Source organism: Paraburkholderia flava (assembly GCF_004359985.1).
GTDB classification, from domain to species: domain Bacteria; phylum Pseudomonadota; class Gammaproteobacteria; order Burkholderiales; family Burkholderiaceae; genus Paraburkholderia; species Paraburkholderia flava.
Window position 1 is genome coordinate 1,533,632 of sequence record NZ_SMRO01000002.1, and the last position, 21,342, is coordinate 1,554,973.

The following is a 21,342-nucleotide window of genomic DNA, read 5'->3' on the forward strand; positions in this document are numbered from 1 at the left end:
ACCATGTCCGCTGCTCCCTCCATTACCGCCGGTTCCGAGACCACGCTCGACACGCGTCTTGCGCGTTTCCCCGCGCGTGAAATCGTGACTACGCGGCGGCATACGGTGAGCTATCGCGAAGCCGGCAATACACACGCGCCGCAGCAAGCATTGCCGCTCGTGCTGTTGCACGGCATCGGTTCGGGCGCGGCGTCTTGGGTGCAGCAACTCGAAGTGCTCGGCGATACGCGACGTGTGCTGGCATGGGATGCGCCCGGTTACGGCGCATCCACGCCAGTCGTGCCGGCGTCGCCGAATGCAACTGATTACGCGGACGTGCTCAAGGACTGGCTCGACGCGCTCGATATCGAATGCTGCGTGCTGCTCGGCCATTCGCTCGGTGCGATCGTCGCGGGTGCATTCGCGGCAGCGCAGCCGCAGCGCGTCAGCGGTTTGCTGCTGCTGTCGCCGGCGGGCGGTTACGGCGCAGCAACCGCCGAAGTGCGCAACGCGAAGCGCGACCAGCGTCTCGCGATGCTCGCCGAACTGGGCCCGCAAGGGCTCGCCGACAAGCGCGGCGCGAACATGCTGTCCGCACACGCGAGCGACGCGGCACGCGCATGGGTGCGCTGGAACATGGCGCGCATCGTCCCCGACGGTTACGCGCAGGCGACGCACCTGCTCGCGAACGCGAACCTTGCTGCGGACCTCGCGCGCTTCGATGGCGTCGTCCACATCGCGGCTGGCGCCGACGACGTCATCACAACGCCCGACGCCTGCGAACGCCTCGCGCAAGCAGCGCGCACGCAGTTGCAACTCGTGCCGCACGCAGGCCATGCCGGCTACATCGAAGCGCCAGCCGCATACAACGCGATCATCGACACGTTTTGCCGCGACTGTGACGAACGACGAGACGAACGACAAAACGCCGGAGTCCATCAATGACGCCCGATACGATCAGCGCCGAGCGCGACGACGACCGCAGCGAAACCGGCTACAAGGTGCCCGGTCTCGAACGCGGTCTGCAGATTCTCACGCAGTTCTCGCCGCGCGAGCCGGTGCTCGGCGCACCTGAACTGTCGAGACGTCTGAGCATTCCGCGCACCACGGTGTTCCGTCTGCTGCAGACGCTCGAATCGCTCGGCTTTCTCGAACGCGCGGATAAGGATCGCAACTATCGCCTCGGCGTCGCGGTGCTGCGGCTCGGTTTCGAGTATCTGAGTTCGCTCGAACTGACCGACCTCGGCCTGCCGATCATCGAAGCGTTGCGCGATGCGACCGGTTTGACGAGTCACATCTTGATCCGCGACGGCCGCGACGTCGTGTTCGTCGCGAAGGCACAAAGCCATGCGCCGATTTTCAATTCGGTGAAGGTCAACGTCGGCACGCGTCTGCCGGCGCACGCGACCACGCATGGTCAGGTGCTGATGGGCGACATGACGCTCGACGAATTGCGCGTGCTGTATCCGGAACCGCAGCTCGAACGCTTCACGAAGCAGACGCCCGACACCATCGATGAACTGTTCGAACGTATCCGCGACGACGCGAAGCGCGGCTACGCGGTCAGCGAGTCGTCGTTCGAGCGGGGCATTTCGGTGGTCACCGCGCCGGTTCGCAACGACAGCAGCCGCATCGTCGCGGTGATCGCGGCGACGATTCCGCGTCCGGAGATCGACGCATCGTTGATCGACAGCGGCCTGATCGACCGGGTTCGCCATGCGGCAGACGAACTGTCGCACCGACTCAACTATCGGCCGGCTTCCCGCAGCAAATACATGAAGGCATTGGGACTCTGATGATTCAAATCGACTTGACCGGCCAGGTGGCGGTGGTGACGGGCGGTTCGTCCGGCATCGGCCTCGCGACCGCCGAACTGTTTCTGCAAGCGGGCGCATCGGTTGCGATCTGCGGTCGCGATGCGGGCCGGCTCGCCGAAGCGCAGGCACAACTGGAAGCACGTTTCGGCGCCGCGCCGTTGCTCGCGAAAACCTGCGACGTGCTCGACGCGGACCAGGTGCAGGCGTTCGCGCAGGCAGTGCAGGCACGCTTCGGCCGCGCCGACATGCTGGTGAACAACGCGGGCCAAGGTCGCGTGTCGACGTTCGCCGACACCACCGACGACGCGTGGCGCGAAGAACTCGATCTCAAGTACTTCAGCGTGATCCGTCCGACCCGCGCGTTCCTGCCGATGCTGCGCGAAGCCGCCACTGCGGGCAACGCGTCGGTGGTCTGCGTGAATTCGCTGCTCGCGTTGCAGCCCGAGCCGCACATGGTCGCGACGTCGTCGGCGCGCGCGGGGGTGCAGAACCTGATCAAGTCGCTCGCCGTCGAGTTCGCGCCGCACCGCATCCGTGTCAATTCGATCCTGATCGGCATCGTCGAATCGGGGCAATGGCGCCGTCGCTTCGCTGCGCAGGCGCAGCCCGGCCAGAGCTGGGAAGACTGGACCGCCGAACTCGCGAGCAAGAGACACATTCCGTTGGGCCGCTTCGGTCGTCCCGAAGAAGCCGCTCAAGCACTCTTTTACCTGGCTACCGCGCTGTCGTCGTATACGACGGGCAGCCACATCGATGTTTCCGGAGGCGTTGCACGACATGTCTGATAAAACCACCGTTGGCGAACTGATCGCCGCCTTTCTCGAGCAGTGCGGCGTCAAAACCGCATTCGGCGTGATCTCGATCCACAACATGCCGATCCTCGACGCGATCCACCAGCGCGGCGCGATCCGTTACGTCGGTGCGCGCGGCGAAGCCGGCGCGGTGAACATGGCCGACGGACTCGCGCGCGTGTCGGGCGGGCTCGGCGTCGCATTCACCAGCACCGGCACCGCAGCGGGCAACGCAGCGGGCGCGATGGTCGAAGCGCTGACTGCAGGTACCGCGCTGCTGCACATCACCGGTCAGATCGAAACCGAATATCTCGATCAGGATCTCGCGTATATCCACGAGGCGCCGGATCAACTGTCGATGCTCGCGTCGATCTCGAAGGCCGCGTATCGCGTGCGCTCGGTCGAAACCGCGCTGCCGACGATCCGCGAAGCCGTGCGCGTCGCGCAAACGGCGCCGAGCGGTCCGGTCAGCGTCGAGATTCCGATCGACATTCAGGCCGCCGAAATCGAATGGCCCGCCCATCTGGCCGCGCCGCATCTGACCACGCTCACGCATAGCAGCGCGCACGTCGCGCAGCTCGCCGACGCGCTCGCGAACACGAAGCGTCCGTTGCTGTGGCTCGGCGGCGGCACGCGGCATGCGCGCAGCGCGGTCGAACGTCTGGTCGCACTCGGCTTCGGTGTCGTCACCAGCGTGCAGGGACGCGGCGTGTTGCCGGAAGATCATCCGGCGACGCTCGGCGCGTTCAACGTGCACGCATCGGTCGAAGCGTTCTACACGACCTGCGACGCGATGCTCGTGGTCGGTTCGCGGCTGCGCGGCAACGAAACGCTGAAATACAAACTCGGCCTTCCGCGCCCGCTGTACCGGATCGACGCCGACGCGCTCGCCGACAACCGCGGCTATCGCAACGAGATGTTCGTGCACGGCGACGCCGCAGCGGTACTCGACGAACTCGCGACGCTGCTCGAAGGCCGCATCAAGGTGGACCCGTCTTTCGCCGCCGATCTGGCCGCCGCGCGCGACAGCGCGATCGCCGACGTCGGCAAGGGGCTCGGACCGTACAAGCGTCTCGTCGACGCGTTGCAGCAGGCCGTCGGCCGCGACTACAACTGGGTCCGCGACGTGACGATTTCGAACAGCACGTGGGGCAATCGCCTGCTGAAGATTTTCACGCCGCGCGCGGGCGTTCACGCACTGGGCGGCGGCATCGGCCAGGGGATGCAGATGGGGATCGGCGCGGCGCTCGCGGGCAACGCGGCGAAGACCGTGTGCCTCGTCGGCGACGGCGGATTGATGGTGAATGTCGGCGAACTCGCGACGGCCGTGCAGGAAAACGCCAACGTGATGATCGTGCTGATGAACGATCAATGCTACGGCGTGATCCGCAACATTCAGGATGCGCAGTACGGCGGCCGGCGTTGCTACGTCGATCTGCATCAACCGGATTTCGCGCAGTTCTGCGACAGCCTGAAACTCACGCACTACCGGATCACGTCGCTCGATCGGGCCGGTGACATCATCCGCGAAGGGCTTGCGAAGACGGGGCCCGTGCTGGTCGAAGTGGACATGCTGTCGGTCGGCCAGTTCGCGACCGCGTTCGCGGGGCCGCCGGTCAAGAAGCAGGAGCCGGAACATGCTTGATGCACGCGATGCTCGCAACGCAGGCGGCGTGGATCGCATCGGCTATGCGGGCCGCCACGCGCCGGTCGACGTCGCGATGATCGGCTTCGGCGCGATCGGTCAGGCGGTGTATCGCTCGGTCGTCGCCGATCCGCAGGTGCATGTGTCGCACGTGATCGTTCCCGAGCAGCAGACGGCTGCGGTGCGCGACGTGGTGGGCGCGTCGGTCGACGTTGTGTCGTCGGTCGCGGCGCTCAGCAGCAAGCCGCAGTTCGCGCTCGAATGCGCGGGACACAGCGCGCTCGTCGATCACGTCGTGCCGTTGCTGAGAGCGGGCACCGATTGCGCGGTCGCGTCGATCGGCGCGCTGTCGGACATGCTGTTGCTCGACGCGCTGTCTGCTGCCGCCGACGAAGGCGACGCGACGCTGACGCTGCTGTCCGGCGCCATCGGCGGCGTCGATGCGCTGGCCGCCGCGAAGCTCGGCGGCCTCGACGAAGTGCTGTACACGGGCCGCAAGCCGCCGACCGGCTGGCTCGGCACGCCGGCTGAACAGGTCTGCAATCTGCACACGCTGACGGCAGAACGCGTGATCTTCGAAGGCAGCGCGCGCGAAGCGGCGCGGCTCTATCCGAAGAACGCGAACGTCGCCGCGACGATCGCGCTGGCCGGCCTCGGCCTCGATCACACGACAGTCCGCCTGATCGCCGATCCAGGCGTGACGCGCAACGTGCACCGGATCGTCGCGCGCGGCGCGTTCGGCGAAATGTCGCTGGAGATGTGCGGCAAGCCGCTGCCCGCGAACCCGAAGACGTCCGCGTTGACCGCGTTCAGCGCGATCCGCGCGTTGCGCAATCGCGCGGCGCGTTGCGTGATTTGAACCCTCAGAACAGAAGCGCACCGGAACGACCGACATGACTCACTTCGATACTTCTCTCGTGCCCACCGGCGATATTTTCATCGGCGGCGAATGGCGGCGCGGGCGCGGCACGCCGTATAAAAGCCTGTATCCGGCGGATCAGTCGGTCAACCTCGAAATCTCGACGGCCAATGCCGACGATGCGAACGACGCGATCGAAGCCGCCGATATCGCGTGGCGCAAAAGCGACTGGTCCGGTTTGAAGCCGCATCAGCGTGCGCTGATCCTGTACCGGATCGCCGATCTGATTACCGCGCGTCACGAAGCGCTCGCGCAACTGCAACGCCGCGACAACGGCAAACCGATCGGCGAAACGCGCGTGCTGGTCGCGAGCGCGGCAAACACGTTCCGCTATTTCGCGGCCTGCCTCGAAACGCTCGACGACGACGTCACGCCATCGCGCGGCGACTATCTGACGATGAGTCTTCACGAACCGATCGGCGTGGTCGCGGCCATCGTCCCGTGGAATTCGCCGATCGCGTCCGATGCGCAGAAGCTCGCGCCCGCGCTCGCCGCCGGCAACGCAGTCGTGCTGAAACCCGCCGAAGTGACGCCGCTGATCTCGCTCGCGCTCGCACGCATCTGCGAGGAAGCGGGCGTACCGAAGGGCGTCGTCAGCGTGCTGCCGGGCAAGGGCTCGGTGATCGGCGACGTGCTGGTGCGTCACCCGCTCGTGAAGAAAGTGTCATTCACCGGCGGCACCGAAGTCGGTCGCGGTATCGCGCGCATCGCCGCCGACAAGCTGATGCCCGTGTCGCTCGAACTGGGCGGCAAGTCGCCGACCATCGTGTTCGACGACGCCGATCTCGATCACGCGGTGAACGGCGTGCTGTACGGCATTTTCAGTTCGTCGGGCGAGGCGTGTATCGCGGGCTCGCGGCTGTTCGTGCAGCGCTCGATCTACGACGCGTTCGTCAAGCGTCTCGCCGAAGGTGCACGCAAGTTGCGCGTCGGCGATCCGTCGCGTGCCGATACGCAGATGGGGCCGCTGATTACCGCCGCCCACCGCGAGTCGGTCGAGCGTTATGTCGCGCTCGGGCTGGAAGAGGGCGGACGCCTCGTGTGCGGCGGCGAACGTCCGGTGGGCGATGGCCGCGAAGACGGCAACTACTACCAGCCGACGATTCTCGAAGGCCTGTCGAACGACGCGCGCATCTGCCAGGAAGAAATCTTCGGGCCGGTGCTGGTCGCGATGCCGTTCGACGACGAAGCATCGTTGATCGAGCAAGCCAACGACAGCGTGTTCGGCCTCGCGGCCGGCATCTGGACGCGCGACTACAAGCGCGCGTACCGGATCGCTCGTGCACTCGAAGCGGGCACCGTGTGGATCAACACGTACAAGCTGTTTTCGATCTCGACGCCGTTCAGCGGCTGGAAAGAGAGCGGCATGGGCCGCGAGAAAGGCCGGCTCGGCATCCGCGAATACATGCAGCAGAAGAGCCTCTACTGGGGCTTGAACGACGCGCCGCTCGCGTGGGCGAACTGAACCCATCACATACGCGGCAGACAGGACATCAGAGGCAGGACATGACGATTCTCGGCATTGAACAGATTACCTACGGCGTGACGGATCTCGCCACCTGTCGACGCTTTTTCGCCGACTGGGGCTTGAAGGAAACCGCGCACGACGAAACCCATGCGCGCTTCGAAACGCTGAACGGCTGCACGATCCTCGCTGTCGATGCGAACGATCCGTCGCTGCCGCCCGCGTTCGAAGCGGGGCCGACGTTGCGCGAAGTGACGTGGGGCGTCGCGACGCGCGCCGAACTCGACGCGTTGCGCGGCCGCTTCGCCGGTCAACCGGGGCACTTCGAAACCGATGCAGCGGTGGGATGCATCGACCCGAACGGGATGGCGATTCGCATCGAGGTCACGCGCAAACGCGCGCTCGATGTGCATGGCTCGCCGTCGAACGTGTGGGGGCAGACGCTGCGCGTCGACCGGCCGTCGCCGATCTACGAACGCGCGGAACCGGTCGAAGTGGGGCACGTCGTGTTCTTCACGAACTGCCTCGCGGAACAGGAAAAGTTCTATCAGGAACTGCTCGGCTTCGAGATGTCGGATCGCTATCCGGAACGCGGCGCGTTCATGCGTTGCGCGCCGCACGGCGGCCACCACGACATCTTTCTGCTCGCGCTGCCCGGCGGCAAGCGCGGTCTGAATCACGTCGCGTTCACCGTGCGCGATATCCACGAAGTGTTCGGCGGCGGCATGCACATCAGCCGGTGTGGTTGGGACACGCAGCTTGGGCCGGGACGTCATCCGGTGTCGTCCGCGTACTTCTGGTACTTCCAGAATCCGGCGGGCGGTCTGATCGAGTACTACGCGGACGAAGACCAGTTGACGCCCGACTGGCAGCCGCGCGATTTCGAACCGGGTCCGACGGTGTTCGCCGAGTGGGCGATCGACGGCGGTATCGACGGCAATACGCGTCGACAAAAGAACGCGAAGGCGCCGGAGGGCAAGTTCATGACGGAGCGGAAAAATGACTGACGCGGCCACGCTCGATACACCCCACGTGCCGAAGACGATCGTCGTGATCGGCGGCGGCCAGGCGGCGGGCTGGGTCGTGAAGACGTTGCGCAAGGAGGGCTTCGACGGTCGCCTCGTGATGATCGCCGACGAGATTCATCTGCCGTACGAACGTCCGCCGCTGTCGAAAGCGGTGCTTGCGGGCGAAGCGGATATCGACACCGTCCGCCTCGTGAAGCCGGACGATTTCGCCGCGCTGAACGTCGACGCATGGCAGCCGGATTGCGCGACGTCGATCGATCGCGAGCAGCGCGTCGTGCGCACACGCTCGGGCCGCGAAGTGCAGTACGACCGGCTCGTGATCGCGACCGGCGGCGCAGCGCGTCGCTTGCCCGATGCGTTGGTGAAGACGTCGCACGTCGCTTACCTGCGCACGCTCGACGAAGCCGTCGCGCTCGGCGAGCGCCTGCACGGCAGCCAGCGCGTGCTGGTGATCGGCGGCGGCTGGATCGGTCTCGAAGTCGCGGCGACCGCGCGCAAGCTCGGCGTCGATGCGACCGTGGTCGAAGGGGCGCCGCGTCTGTGCGCGCGCTCGTTGCCGCCGCTTGTGTCCGATTTCCTGCTGCAATTGCATCGCGAGAACGGTGTCGACGTGCGGCTAAATGCAGCGCTGGTGTCGCTCGACGATCAACCGGGCGTCAACGCGGGCATTCGCGCGACGTTCGCCGACGGCACGACGCTCGACGCCGATTTCGCCGTTGCCGGCATCGGCCTCGCGCCGCATACGGCGCTGGCCGAGGCGGCCGGCCTTCCGGTCGCGGACGGCATCGTCGTCGATCACTTCGGCGCGACTGCCGACCCGCGCATCTACGCGTGCGGCGACGTCGCGAATCATCCGAGCGCGTGGCTCAAGCGCCGCGTGCGGCTCGAATCGTGGGCGAACGCGCAGAACCAGGCGATCGCCGTCGCCAAAGCGCTGCTCGGCGCGAGCGAACCATATGCGGAGATTCCGTGGTTCTGGTCCGATCAGTACGACGTGAACCTGCAGATGCTCGGCGACATTCCCGCCGACGCTCAGCTCGCCGTGCGCGGCGACCTCGCGGGCAAACGCGCGACGCTGTTCCACCTCGAAGACAACGCGATTCGCGGCGTGATCGCGATCAATACCGCGCGCGATCTGAAGCTCGCGCGCAAGTGGATGAACCAGGGCCGAACCATCGACCTGGCCACCCTGACCGACGCCAGTACGGCGCTTGCCTAACCCCATTCACGGACGGCACCACGGCATGAGAACCATCGATAACACAATAGGGGACCGCAGCAGCGCCGGAGTGTCCGGCCCTGTGACGAGAGGCTCGATCATCGCGCGCCTCGAGCGGATGCCGCGCAATGCGTTGCAGGTGCGCGCACGGATCCTGATCGGCCTCGCGACGTTCTTCGACGGCTTCGACGTGATCGCGATCGCGGCCACGTTGCCGTTGCTGATCGCGAAGTGGCATTTGACGCCTTGGGAGATCGGCTTCCTGATCGCGTCCGGTTCGATCGGGCAACTCGTCGGCGCATTCGTGTTCCCGTGGTACGCGGAACGCGGCGGCCGCGTGCGGGCGATCGCGCTGAGTTCGGGGATCATCGGTCTGACGAGCATCGCGTGCGGATTCGCGCCGACGTTTGCGGTGTTCGTCGCGTTGCGTGTGCTGCAGGGGTTGGGGCTCGGTGGAGAATTGCCGGTGGCCGCGACCTACATCAACGAGATCAGCCGCGCGCATGGCCGCGGGCGTTTCGTGCTGTTGTACGAGATCGTGTTTCCGGTCGGCCTGTTGGCATCGAACGCGCTGGGCGCGTGGATCGTGCCGCGTTTCGGCTGGCAGGCGATGTATTTCATCGGCGGCATGCCGTTGATTCTGTTCTTCGTGTTGCGTCGACTGGTGCCGGAGTCGCCGCGCTGGCTCGCCGAACGCGAACGGATGGCCGATGCCGATGTTGCCGTGAGCGCATTCGAGCGCTCGTCGAAGCAACCGCTTGCGCCGGTCACGCAGGCCGCCGAATTCGACGCGATGGCGAACCGGCATCCGAAGCGCCGGATGGCCGACCTGTTCGGGCCGGCGTATCTGAAGCGGACGATGGCAGTCGCGATGCTGTGGATCACCTGCGGCTTCATTCAGTACGGCCTGTCGACCTGGCTGCCGACCATTTACCGGACCGTCTATCACGCGCCGTTGCAGCTCGCGCTGAATCTGGCGGTAGCGGCTTCTGTGCTCGGCGTGGTCGGTTCGCTGACCTGCGCGTTGCTTGTCGACAAGGTCGGACGCAAGCCGATCATCAATCTGTCGTTCGTGCTGTGCGCGTTGTCGTTGCTGCTGGCGGGCGTGTTCCACGATGCGTCGGTTTATGTGGTCGCGACGTGCTGCGCGTTCTCGCTCGGCTTTCTCGCCTGCGGCTTCATCACCGCGTATGTGTACACGCCGGAACTGTACCCGACGAGTATCCGCGCGATGGGCTGCGGTGTCGGCGGGGCGTGGCTGAAAGTCGCGGCGATCTTCGCGCCGGCGATCGTGTCGAAGACGATGATCGGTGGGCATCTCGATATCGCGTTTTATATTCTCGCGGCGGTGCCGTTTCTTGCGGCGATCGCGGTGCATTTTCTTGGGATCGAGACGAAGGGGAAGGTGTTGGAGCAGCTTGAGGCTTGAGGGTGTTGGGTAAGTTGGTTCGTCGTTGCGTGAGTCGCTCTGGTTGACGGAGGATGTGTTGCGGGTCGTTAGTGAGTGGGTTGTTGTTGAGCAGCCTGAGCGTGGAATCGGAAACGCCTGTCGAAAATGCGACGGGCGTTTTGTTTTTGGAGAGTCGAAAAGACGGGTGAGGGCGCTAATGCATGATGATACGCCTGACGTACCGGGATATCAGGTGGCCTAAATCCCGCTCGCTTTTTGCCGTTATCCTGTCGGGATAATAATGGGATTAACGATGAAGATTCGCACGCTAACGGCGATTGTGTTCTGCCTGCTCGCATACTCGACTACACCCTCTGCAGAAACACGTCCCTCGGGCTACGCTTTTGCAACCGCTCCCACTCCGGCCGTTACCCTACCTCCAACTGTAGTCGACAGTATGGTGAAGGCGATGGGCCTTGAGCCGGACAGCGAGGCCGGACGTGTCGCAACGCGGTGGTTCAAGCATGCATTTAGCGACCCGGACCTGCGGGAGCCGCTGCGCTCCCTACTGGAAAGCAAAACGACACCCACATCGGATACATCGAGATTTCCGTTGGGCATGTCGTTTTCAGCGGATCAGCGCGTACATTTCATCCGGTCTGTCCTGCACTTTCTTTCCAGTTTGACTTCCCGGCAGTGCGCAACTTTTTCGAAGGGCCAAGGTTATACGACAAAAGCGATATCGCAACTGTCCCCCGTACAGCTTGATGAAATGTTCGGTTTGATTGAGTGGACACTCAAGACGAGCGTGCAATCTCACACTCAGCATGAGTCTTATACGACCGAGCAACTGCTTGACGCAGATAACGCCGTGGAGATGCACGCAGAGGCGGCTGTCGCAAAGCAACATTCGATTGAACCGGCGTTATTGCAAGATCCCCCCGCACTATTGGCGAGCCGCCACGCGTGTGGGGTCGTCACCACGATGCTGAAGACCCTGTTGCAAACTGCGGAGCCGACACGAAGCATTGCAACATGGGACTTGTTGTCGTCGCCATGGGCGGGATTTATCTTCCAGCATCTGTTGCGGAACCCCGACCAATACATCGATCAGCACTTCGACGTGTCCGCGCTACCGCCGCATCTGGTTGAGCATCTGCCTGCCGCAGGTTCGCGGCCGCTGGGTTACAAGCGTATCGTTGTCGACGCAGATTGGGAAAACCGCTCCACCCCGAGCGTTAACGGCCGATACCAGAAGACGTACTGGAATTTGCACGATACCGGTGTGGTAGCGACGGCTTCCCGCGGGCTGGACGATGCAGGGAATCCCACGTCCGGAAGTTTTGCTACCGAGTATGGAGAGTTTGCCTTAACGGACCAAACCATCGGTTCGGGTTACCGGGTTGTCCCTCCGAGCCGATTTCCCAGCTCCGACTATCCGACGCTCGACGGGGGTGGCCCAATACCTCAGCCCAATTCGAAATACCGGGAACCCGTGCCTCAGCCGTCGCGGGAACGGCTGCGTGAGATTCGTTGCGAGACCTTCGAAAAGTACCCGGCTTCTACTATCGAAAAGGATCTGACCGGCGATGCCGTCGATGTCAGCTGCCAGGCCATATGGGACAAGGGTGTGAAGTACGAGTCACGCGACTCGTATCTGTACGACTACAACATATCGATAAGACGGTTTGAAATCGACTCCGACGGTTTGAGCGTATTGCGCATTCGCAATATCACAGTAACGCGTTAGGTTCAGTCGACTGCACGCACTCTGCCAAGCTGATCGTTACTGACTGCCGGGATTAGCCACACGTTCTAACACGTCGGATGCCGATCATCGGCTCCGATTCCACCATCACCGATTCGCCGGCTTCCGTCGAGTCTCCATTTCTCTAGCAGTCCTCTTCCTTCCGCACCTGGCCGCGAGACTGCGCGGCCGATCTTTCTCGGATCACTTTTCGAGATGAAAGCTTGAAGCCCATTCCGTTCGAACAAAAAAATTTGCTCAACACGCGACGGATTCCCGTTGCTCGCTCCGTATAAGAAAACGACAACCCCTGGTTCAGCCAGGCGATTTCGTTGATTCCGGCGTCGGTGATTACGCATGTCCGGATCACGCAACCAGCGCTTACCCAACCATGACAACGTGTAAACAGCGGTACCTTCGGATGTCCGTAGCCATCGGCATCGTGATCGCCACGTGTGGACTCGCAGCCTGCGGCGGAGGAGGCGACGACGACAACTCACCGCCGCCTCCACCTCCGCCGGGCAACTCCAGCAATGCTTCGATCAGCGTGTATGCAGGGCAACTGAATAATTCAGGCTCGGCGACCGGCCCGGTCGCATCGGCGCAGTTCGACACGCCGCTCGGCCTTGCTGCCGACAGCTCGGGCAATCTGTACGTCGCCGATCACGCGAACCTCACGGTCAGCAAGATTACGAATGGCGTCGTGTCGACGCTCGCGGGTACGGTCGCTGCGAGCGGTTCCGCCGACGGGACCGGCGCCGCCGCGCAGTTCGAAGGCCCGGAAGAGCTGGCCGTCGATGCGGCGCAGAACGTGTACGTCACTGACGACGTGCCCAACTCCGACGATCTCGCCGTCCGCAAGATCACCGCGGCAGGGCAGGTCACGACGGTAACCAATCCGGCGACCGGACAGGCTCTGCTGACCGACGGCAGCACAGGTATCGCCGTCGATCAGCAATCCAATGCGTATGTGTTCACGACCAATGCCAGCACCGGTGCGAGCGTGCTCACGCAGATCACACCTGCGGGCGCGGTCAATGTGATCCAGCTGGTCAACGCATCCGGGGCGCCGGTCGGTCTCGTTAATCCACAGGACATGACGGTCGACAGCGCGAACCATCTTTACATCTCCGATGACGATATCGACGGCAATGCGGGTCTGCTTTATCAGGTGACACTTAACGGCGCCACGGGTACGGCAACGGTGCTGGCTGGATCGACGGCGACGTCCGGCGCATCGGATGGCGCGGGCACCGTCGCAACGTTCAACGGGCTCGACAACCTCACCACCGATCCATCAGGGAACGTCTTCGCGAACGACTTCAACAACGGGACCATTCGCGAGATTTCGCCGGCGGGAATCGTCAGCACGGTTGCGGGCATCGCCGGGCAGTATGGGTTGAACCTGGGGCAACTGCCGTTGCCGCTGCCGGTGATCGATGCGCTCGCGATGGTCGGGCAGACGCTTTATACCTCCGCGCCGGATCACAGCGTGCTGTTGCAGATTTCGCCGCTTCCGTGACGACCTGGAATGATGTGGATGCGCGATTCGACGGGAGCCGATTTTCGATGTAACCCGAAGCCGATGGACTCCGAATCAGACCATCGGTATCCGGGATTTTTCAAATGCAGGAGCTGAACATGAAATCAATGCTGCTTGTTGCCCTTGGACTCAGTACGGTAGTTTTCGCTGCGTCGCAGCCGGCGATGGCCGGTGTCTCCGTCGGGCTGAACGTCGGCGTGCCCGGGCCGGTTTATGTCGCGCCTCCACCGGTCTATGCGCCGCCACCGCCGGCTGTTGTCGTGCCTGCTCCCGCCGTGGTGGTCGAACCTCCCGCGGTTGCGCCGGCAGGTGTGGTCTATGTTGCGCCGGTCGGGGTCGCGCCTGCGCCGGGTTATCTCTGGCGATACAACGTCGGTGTCGGCTGGGGCTGGTGGCATACCGGGTATGGCTGGTGGGGTCACCCGGGGTACGGCTGGCATCACGCCGGCTGGGGTCATCCGGGGTATGGCTACTACCGGGGCGGATGGCATCGCGGCTGGCGTTGAACGCTGCAACGAAAGAGGCGATAGATGTCGGCGGCCCGTTGTTGCGGTGCCGCCGTCTTTCGTCGTCGCGATTCCGTAACGGGTCAATCTATCCATGCGGCGTGTGCGTCGAGCCGCATGGACAACGACGCTTGCCGAACCGATCGTCGAGGTAGCGCATGGACCTCTTCAGCATGGTTGGTTTGGCCGTCCTGATGGTTATTGCGATCTGCGACCGGATCGTCGGTATTTATTTTCAGATCAAGGAGCGGCGCGACTCCGATGTTTATTTCGATGGTTCCCGCAAAGGGGAATCGGAACAATCGGATGCCGGAAAGTGAGCGCAGCACGTCGCTGCCCGCGAAAAGCGTTTGATGAACGCGTGACGGCGTAATACGATCGATCGCACGCTTCCCCCGCATACGAAAGCACACACCCAAAACAAAACGGGCCGTGCACTTTCGCACACAGCCCGTTTGAGCGAAACCTTTGCTGCTGCTTCGGCGCCATTTATCTGCGACGGCACCGAGAAGCCTTCAACCCAACCTACCTCGCCGCACCCGCCTCAAACCACGCGGCAATTTTCTGCCGCTCCGCATCCGTCATATGCGTGACGTTCCCAAGCGGCATCGCCTTCAGCGTCACCGCCTGCTGATAGATGCGCTGCGCGTTCTGCGAGATCTCGTCGGGCGTATCGAACATCACGCCTACCGGCGCGCTGCCCATCAGCGTCGGATGCGCGGAGTGGCACGCGACGCAACGTTGCTGCAGCACCGGCGCAATATCGCCGATCTTCAGCGTCGGCTGGTTTGCAGCCTGTGCCTGCGGCACGACCGGACGCGGGATCGTCCACGCGAGCGCGGCCGCCATCAGCGCGACACCGCCGAGCGGCAGATACCACAGCACCTGGCCGCGATGGCGCATCACGAAGAACTGGCGGATCAGCGCGCCGGCGAACATGATCACCGCGAGCACGGCCCAGTTGTACGGATGCGTGTAGGTCATCGCGTAGTGGTTCGACAGCATCGCGAACACGACCGGCAGCGTGAAGTACGTGTTGTGCACCGAGCGCTGCTTGCCGCGCTTGCCGTAGATCGGGTTCGGCGTGTCGCCCTTGAGCATCGCGGCGACCATCTTGCGCTGGCCTGGGATGATCACGAAGAACACGTTCGCCGACATGATCGTCGCGAGCATCGCGCCGACGATCAGGTACGCAGCGCGTCCCGCAAAAATATGGCACGCGAGCCACGCGGCGATCAGCACGTACAGGCCGACGCAGATGCCGAGCACCTTGTCCTTGTTGCCGAGGAACCGGCACAGCGAGTCGTAGACGATCCAGCCTGCCGCGAGAAAACCGAGCGCCGAAAAGATCGCGACAACCGGGCCCATGTCGAGCACGTTGCGATCGATCAGGTAGGTGTTCGGTGCCATCAGATACAGCACGGTGAAGAGGCTGAAGCCGGACAGCCACGTCGTGTACGACGGCCACTTCGACCAGTGCAGGTCGTCCGGCATTTCGGGCGGCGCGACCGTGTACTTCTGCATGTTGTAGAAGCCGCCGCCGTGCACATGCCACAGTTCGCCGAATACGCCGCGCTTGCGCTGGTTCGCGTCCTCGGGCGGTTTCAGGCTGTTGTCCAGTGCGACGAAATAGAACGACTCGCCGATCCACGCGATCGCGACGATGACGTGAAACCAGCGAATCGCGAGATTCAGCCAGTCGGTGATAAAGCCTTCCATGAAACTCCTCCACTTCCAGTTCGTTGCGCGCGGCGCGGTATGTGGGGCGCGCGCTTGTTCGATGTATGTGCTGGCGCTTTGCGTTGCGGGCGAAGCGCGGGTTGTGTCGTTGCGCAGCGGCCTGCAGGGCACGGCCGCTTTGCTGCGTGCGTTGCAGGAAGCCCGCTGTCCGTCGTATTTCGCAGATGTCTCCTCTTAGCTGCGAAATGCGGCGGCGTGTTCCGTGCAACGACACACGCGGCACGCATGAAGCGATCGCGCGATCGGCGATGCTCAGGCGCCGCCTCAGCTGCCTCGATACGTGCTGTACGACCACGGCGACACCAGCAGCGGCACGTGATAGTGCGACTGCGCATCGGCGATACCGAAACGCAGCACGACACGATCGACAAAACGCGGTTGCGGCAGATCAGCACCGATGGCCGCGAAGTAGTCGCCTGCATGGAACACGAGTTCGTATTCGCCGGTGAGTAGCGCATCGCCGGCGAGCAGCGGTTCGTCGCAGCGGCCGTCGTCGTTGGTGACGACGGTTTTCAGCGCGCGCCGCGTGTCACCCGCGAGCGCGAAGAGTTCGACCTTGATGCCCGCGCCGGGACGGCCGTTCGCGGTGTCGAGTACGTGGGTAGTGAGCTTTCCCATTCGCAGTTTTCCTTTGCTTGAATGCGAGGTTTCAGCGGCGACCCGATCCCTGTTGCATGCGGCGGATCGAGGCTCCACGTCAGTGGCTACATACCCGTCGGCGGATCGATGCGAGCGCCGTGGCAGCCATTGTAAGAAGAACGGATGCGCTCGGGCGCGAGCGATAGGCAACATAAAGCAGCACGCATGACGCCTGGGCGAACCCCGCCCAGCATGCGCCGACGGAGGCTGTGGTGCACCTGCCGGAAAAGCGCCCAGCAAAAATCCCGCAAAAATCCTGCCGAAATCCCGCGCCGTCGCGACCGATCTCGAACCGTCGCGGCAATCTCGCCCAGCCGGACCGCGTGGCGGAATCGATCGTACCGGCGCCAAAAAACACCACTATATTGACTCCGTGAAGGTGGGTATCGCAGCCGCATGAATTGCCAGCGCAATTTTGGCCCGCGAAGGTTATGTCCATGCGCGGCACCGCTGCGCATCCCGAAGACGGCGCAGCGCGCCGGGTAACCGGGCTCTCGCGTCCGTCCGGCGCGACAGCGCGGCGCCTCGGGTGTGCCGGTGCTGCCGCCTCACCGCGTTCGGACGACGTTGCACACGCCGCGCCGGCAGGACGTCGTTCGGACGACCCGCCGTCACGGCACGAACCAGAGGCGGAACACAGCATGACGAAGCAGGCGGGTGCACAACAGACACCTCACCCACGAACGAACCAGCCAACCCCACGCGGCCGGACGATGCTGGTCCGGCACGCCGACGTGCTGGTCACGATGGACGACGCGCGGCACGAATGGCGCGACGCGGGTCTTTATATCGAAGACAACCGGATCGTCGCGGTCGGTCCGACGGTGGAGCTACCGCAGACCGCCGACGAAGTGCTCGACCTGCGCGGGCATCTGGTGATCCCGGGGCTCGTGAATACGCATCACCACATGTACCAGAGCCTGACGCGCGCGATTCCCGCCGCGCAGGACGCGGAGTTGTTCGGCTGGCTGACGAATCTGTACAAGGTATGGGCGCATCTCACGCCGGAGATGATCGAGGTGTCGACGCTCACCGCGATGGCGGAGCTGTTGCTGTCGGGCTGCACGACGTCGAGCGACCATCTGTACATCTATCCGAACGGCAGCCGGCTCGACGACAGCATCGCGGCCGCGCAGCAGATCGGCATGCGGTTTCATGCGAGTCGCGGCAGCATGAGCGTCGGCCAGAAGGATGGCGGCCTGCCGCCCGATTCGGTGGTCGAGCGCGAAGAAGACATTTTGAAGGACACGCAGCGGCTCATCGAGACGTATCACGACGACAGCCGTTACTCGATGCTGCGTCTGGTGGTCGCACCGTGTTCGCCGTTCTCGGTGAGCCGCGATCTGATGCGCGAATCGGCAGTGCTTGCGCGGCAGTACGGCGTGTCGCTGCATACGCATCTCGCCGAGAACATTAACGATGTGGCATACAGCCGCGAGAAGTTCGGCATGACGCCCGCCGAGTATGCGGAAGACCTCGGTTGGGTCGGGCGCGACGTGTGGCATGCGCACTGCGTGCAGCTCGACGATGCGGGCATCGCGCTGTTCGCGCGTACCGGCACTGGCGTCGCGCATTGCCCGTGTTCGAACATGCGGCTCGCGTCGGGCATCGCGCCGGTCAAGCGGATGCGGCTGGCGGGCGTGCCGGTCGGGCTCGGTGTCGATGGGTCGGCGTCGAACGACGGCGCGCAGATGGTCGCCGAAGTGCGTCAGGCATTGCTGCTGCAACGGGTCGGGTTCGGACCGGATGCGATGACCGCGCGCGACGCGCTCGAGATCGCGACGCTAGGCGGCGCACGCGTGCTCAATCGCGACGACATCGGCGCGCTCGCACCGGGAATGGCGGCGGACTTCGTTGCGTTCGATCTGCGTCAGCCGCTCTTTGCTGGCGCGCTGCACGATCCGGTGGCGGCGCTGGTGTTCTGCGCGCCGTCGCAGGTTGCGTACAGCGTGATCGGCGGGCGGACGGTCGTGAAGGAGGGCGTATTGACGACGCTCGATCTCGGGCCTGTGATCGAGCGGCACAACGCGCTTGCGCGGACGTTGTACCAGGCATCGGCGTAACGGAAAAACGCGGCGCTGGGCCGCGCGCCGCTTACGGCTTGCCGATCAACGTGCGGGTGGCCTCGGCGACGAGGCTGCGCAGCCAGCGTACTTCGTCCGAATAGTGGCAGCGCTCGTGCCACAGCTGGTAGTACTGCATCGGCGGGAAATCGAGCGGCGCGGGCACGACGGTGAGCGGCAGGAACTTCGCGTAGTGATCGGCGAAGAGGCGCGTCGTCGTGAAGATCAGATCCGACTTGACGAGCACGTACGGCGCGAGATTGAAGTACGGCAGCGTGACGACGACGTGGCGCTTCAGGCGTTCACGCGCGAGATGCACGTCGATCGCGCCGCGCTGACCGACCGAATACGGCGTCGGTGCGAGATGCGGTGCGTTCAGATACTGGTCGAGCGTGAGATTGCCGCGTTTCGCGAACGGATGCGCGTTGCTCATCAGGCACACGATCTGGTCGACGAACAGATTCGACAGATGCAGCTGCTCGGGCGGCTCGGGCCAGTTGCCGACGACGATATCGAGCTTGCCGTCCTCGAGCGCGAGTTCGTAGTCGAACGCCGGGCCGAGCGAATGGAATTCGAGCGTCGCGTTCGGCGCGGCCTGGCGGAAACGTTCGACGACCGTCGGCACGAACAACACGTTCAGGTAGTCGGGACAACCGATCCGGTAGCAGCGGATCGACGTCGCCGGATCGAAGTTGTGCTGCTGGAACTTGATGCGCTCGATTTCGCGCAGTGCGTTCTGCACCGGTTCGAGCAGGCGCAGGCCGTACTCGGTCGGCACCATGCCCGACTTGCCGCGCACCAGCAGCGGGTCGCCCGTGATGTCGCGCAGACGCCGCAGCGCCGCGCTGATCGCCGGCTGCGACTGGTTGAGCTTGACGGCGGCGCGCGTGACGCTGCGCTCCATCAAGAGGGTGTGCAGGACGCGCAACAGATAGGTGTCGATCGCCTCGCGTTGCTGGCTCATGACTTCTCCAAATATATGTTCAGGCTGATCGAGTGGGCATGGGGGTATATGACTTTTAATATGGACATAAAGCGGCGTCAAGAGTGGGTAACCCGCAAAAGCTTGCTGTGGCGCGGCTTTGCGGGATTTTTGGCGGCTCGACTGGGCTGGGCGATTTAGGTATCGTCAAACGGCTGTGCGGTGCACACAAGGCTCTTCCGGAGCCGAGGCGCTGCGCGGCGGACGGTGTTTCGACGCACGACGGACTCTCATGAACGACTCTTCGACGGCTGCTTTTTCTGAACATGGTGTGGTGCCGGCGCGTCTTGCGCTCGCGGGCATCGGCAAGCAGTACCCGGCCGTGCGCGCGAACGACGACGTGACGCTGACCGTCGCGACCGGCGAGATCCACGCGGTGCTCGGCGAAAACGGCGCGGGCAAGAGCACGCTGATGAAGATCATCTACGGCGCGGTGCGGCCGGATGCGGGCGAGATCCGTTGGGAAGGCGAGCTTGTCGAGATCGCGAGTCCGGCGGCCGCGCGCAAGCTCGGCATCGGCATGGTGTTCCAGCACTTCTCGCTGTTCGAGACGTTGACGGTCGGCGAAAACATCGCGCTCGCACTCGACGAACCGTTCGATCTGAAGGCGCTCGGCAAGCGCATCCGCGACGTGTCGGCGGATTACGGGCTCGACATCGATCCGCAGCGTCACGTGCATAGCCTGACGGTCGGCGAGCGGCAGCGCGTCGAGATCGTGCGGTGTCTGCTGCAGAATCCGCGTCTGCTGATCATGGACGAACCGACTTCGGTGCTGACGCCGCAGGCGGTACGCAAACTGTTCGAGACACTGCGCCGGCTCGCGGCCGAAGGCTGCAGCATCCTCTACATCAGTCACAAGCTCGACGAGATCCAGGAACTGTGCGACACCGCGACGGTGATGCGCGGCGGACGCGTGACGGGCCGTGTGACGCCGCGCGACGAAACGCATGCGTCGCTTGCTCAACTGATGGTCGGTCACTCGCTGCCGGGCTACACGCGTCGTGCGCACACGCCTGGCGATGTGCTGCTCGACGTGCGGCATTTATCTGCATCGAGCGCGGATCCGTTTGGCACATCGCTCGACGATGTGTCGTTCGCCGTACACGGTGGCGAGATTTTCGGTATCGCGGGCGTGTCGGGCAACGGTCAGGCGGAACTGCTCGCGGCGCTGTCGGGCGAGGCGCGTTCCGCGCAAGCCGATGCGGTCGCGATCTGCGGCAGGCCGGCGGGGCGGCTCAGTGCAGGCGCGCGACGCGCGCTCGGCTTTGCGTTCGTGCCCGAGGAACGGCTCGGTCGCGGCGCGGTGCCGGCGATGTCGCTTGCGGAGAACGCGCTGCTCACCGCGCATCGGCAGAAGATGGTCCGCACAGGCTGGATCGACGCGCGCGCGATGAAGGCGTTCGCGCAGCGCTGTATCGCCGCGTTCGACGTGCGTTGCGGCGGCGATGGCGCGCTCGCGCAGAGTCTGTCGGGCGGCAATCTGCAGAAGTACATCGTGGGCCGCGAAATCCTGCAGGCGCCGAAGGTGCTCGTCGTCGCGCAGCCGACGTGGGGTGTCGACGTCGGCGCGGCCGCGTTCATTCGTCAGCAACTGCTCGATCTGTCGGCGCGCGGCGTCGCGATCCTCGTGATCTCCGAAGAACTCGAAGAGCTGTTCGACATCTGCGATCGCGTCGCGGTGCTTGCACGCGGCAAGCTGTCGCCGGTGCGCAAAACGGGCGATACGAACGCGGAGGAAATCGGCCGGTGGATGGCGGGGCTGTTCGGCGAACGACAGAGTGCGGCACCGTCGGCCGAGTCCGCGCATGCATAGATAAATGCACAGGCATCGCAAAGAACAACACACACAACGACAAACCAGATCCACCG

General features: G+C 64.1%; 18 protein-coding genes. 15 read left to right on the forward strand and 3 right to left on the reverse strand.

Annotation, left to right across the window (positions count from 1 at the left end; genetic code table 11):
* Positions 1-3: 3 nt before the first annotated feature.
* The 13 genes from E1748_RS18360 (at position 4) to E1748_RS31525 (ending at position 14,369) form a co-directional block, all read left to right on the forward strand.
* Positions 4-924 carry an alpha/beta fold hydrolase gene (locus E1748_RS18360; protein ID WP_133648587.1) on the forward strand — a complete coding sequence of 307 codons (921 nt, stop codon included), beginning with the start codon at positions 4-6 and terminating at the stop codon, positions 922-924.
* Complete coding sequence (locus E1748_RS18365) at positions 921-1,775, forward strand: IclR family transcriptional regulator (RefSeq protein WP_133648588.1); 855 nt, start codon at positions 921-923, stop codon at positions 1,773-1,775. Before E1748_RS18360 ends, E1748_RS18365 begins: the two co-directional genes overlap by 4 nt.
* Complete coding sequence (locus E1748_RS18370; protein ID WP_133648589.1) at positions 1,775-2,581, forward strand: SDR family oxidoreductase; 807 nt, start codon at positions 1,775-1,777, stop codon at positions 2,579-2,581. The genes E1748_RS18365 and E1748_RS18370 overlap by 1 nt, the downstream gene beginning before the upstream one ends.
* Complete coding sequence (locus tag E1748_RS18375; protein WP_133648590.1) at positions 2,574-4,232, forward strand: thiamine pyrophosphate-binding protein; 1,659 nt, start codon at positions 2,574-2,576, stop codon at positions 4,230-4,232. Before E1748_RS18370 ends, E1748_RS18375 begins: the two co-directional genes overlap by 8 nt.
* Positions 4,225-5,091: an aspartate dehydrogenase gene (locus E1748_RS18380; RefSeq protein WP_133648591.1), complete on the forward strand. Its 867-nt coding sequence runs from the start codon at positions 4,225-4,227 to the stop codon at positions 5,089-5,091. Before E1748_RS18375 ends, E1748_RS18380 begins: the two co-directional genes overlap by 8 nt.
* A gap of 34 nt (positions 5,092-5,125) precedes the next feature.
* On the forward strand, positions 5,126-6,616 hold the full coding sequence (locus E1748_RS18385; RefSeq protein ID WP_133648592.1) for an aldehyde dehydrogenase: 1,491 nt from the start codon (positions 5,126-5,128) through the stop codon (positions 6,614-6,616).
* A gap of 41 nt (positions 6,617-6,657) precedes the next feature.
* On the forward strand, positions 6,658-7,623 hold the full coding sequence (locus tag E1748_RS18390; RefSeq protein WP_133648593.1) for a VOC family protein: 966 nt from the start codon (positions 6,658-6,660) through the stop codon (positions 7,621-7,623).
* The gene (locus E1748_RS18395) at positions 7,616-8,863 is read left to right on the forward strand and encodes an NAD(P)/FAD-dependent oxidoreductase (protein ID WP_133648594.1); all 1,248 of its coding nucleotides are present in this window, start codon (positions 7,616-7,618) and stop codon (positions 8,861-8,863) included. The genes E1748_RS18390 and E1748_RS18395 overlap by 8 nt, the downstream gene beginning before the upstream one ends.
* 25 nt (positions 8,864-8,888) lie before the next feature.
* On the forward strand, positions 8,889-10,292 hold the full coding sequence (locus E1748_RS18400) for an MFS transporter (RefSeq protein ID WP_133648595.1): 1,404 nt from the start codon (positions 8,889-8,891) through the stop codon (positions 10,290-10,292).
* 274 nt (positions 10,293-10,566) lie between these two features.
* Positions 10,567-12,003, forward strand: a complete 1,437-nt coding sequence (locus E1748_RS18405) for a hypothetical protein (RefSeq protein ID WP_133648596.1) — start codon at positions 10,567-10,569, stop codon at positions 12,001-12,003.
* Positions 12,004-12,421: 418 nt separating this feature from the next.
* Entirely contained in the window at positions 12,422-13,522 is a 1,101-nt protein-coding gene (locus E1748_RS18410; RefSeq protein ID WP_133648597.1) for an NHL repeat-containing protein, read from the forward strand.
* Between the two features lie 119 nt (positions 13,523-13,641).
* Entirely contained in the window at positions 13,642-14,049 is a 408-nt protein-coding gene (locus E1748_RS18415) for a hypothetical protein (protein WP_166653588.1), read from the forward strand.
* Positions 14,050-14,207: 158 nt separating this feature from the next.
* Positions 14,208-14,369: a hypothetical protein gene (locus E1748_RS31525; protein ID WP_166653589.1), complete on the forward strand. Its 162-nt coding sequence runs from the start codon at positions 14,208-14,210 to the stop codon at positions 14,367-14,369.
* 205 nt (positions 14,370-14,574) lie between these two features.
* Here the strand turns inward: E1748_RS31525 and E1748_RS18420 are convergent, their stop codons facing one another.
* Both E1748_RS18420 and uraH read right to left on the reverse strand, forming a co-directional pair.
* Complete coding sequence (locus E1748_RS18420) at positions 14,575-15,768, reverse strand: urate hydroxylase PuuD (RefSeq protein ID WP_133648598.1); 1,194 nt, start codon at positions 15,766-15,768, stop codon at positions 14,575-14,577.
* A gap of 285 nt (positions 15,769-16,053) precedes the next feature.
* Positions 16,054-16,407, reverse strand: a complete 354-nt coding sequence (gene uraH / locus E1748_RS18425) for a hydroxyisourate hydrolase (protein ID WP_133648599.1) — start codon at positions 16,405-16,407, stop codon at positions 16,054-16,056.
* 662 nt (positions 16,408-17,069) lie between these two features.
* On the opposite strand from uraH, the gene E1748_RS18430 reads away from it, so the two are divergent.
* Positions 17,070-18,491, forward strand: coding sequence for an 8-oxoguanine deaminase (locus E1748_RS18430; protein WP_133648600.1), 1,422 nt, complete (start codon positions 17,070-17,072; stop codon positions 18,489-18,491).
* A gap of 31 nt (positions 18,492-18,522) precedes the next feature.
* On the opposite strand, the gene E1748_RS18435 is transcribed toward E1748_RS18430, so the two are convergent.
* The gene (locus tag E1748_RS18435; protein ID WP_133648601.1) at positions 18,523-19,455 is read right to left on the reverse strand and encodes a LysR substrate-binding domain-containing protein; all 933 of its coding nucleotides are present in this window, start codon (positions 19,453-19,455) and stop codon (positions 18,523-18,525) included.
* Between the two features lie 250 nt (positions 19,456-19,705).
* On the opposite strand from E1748_RS18435, the gene E1748_RS18440 reads away from it, so the two are divergent.
* Positions 19,706-21,286: an ABC transporter ATP-binding protein gene (locus E1748_RS18440; protein ID WP_133648602.1), complete on the forward strand. Its 1,581-nt coding sequence runs from the start codon at positions 19,706-19,708 to the stop codon at positions 21,284-21,286.
* Positions 21,287-21,342 lie beyond the last annotated feature (56 nt).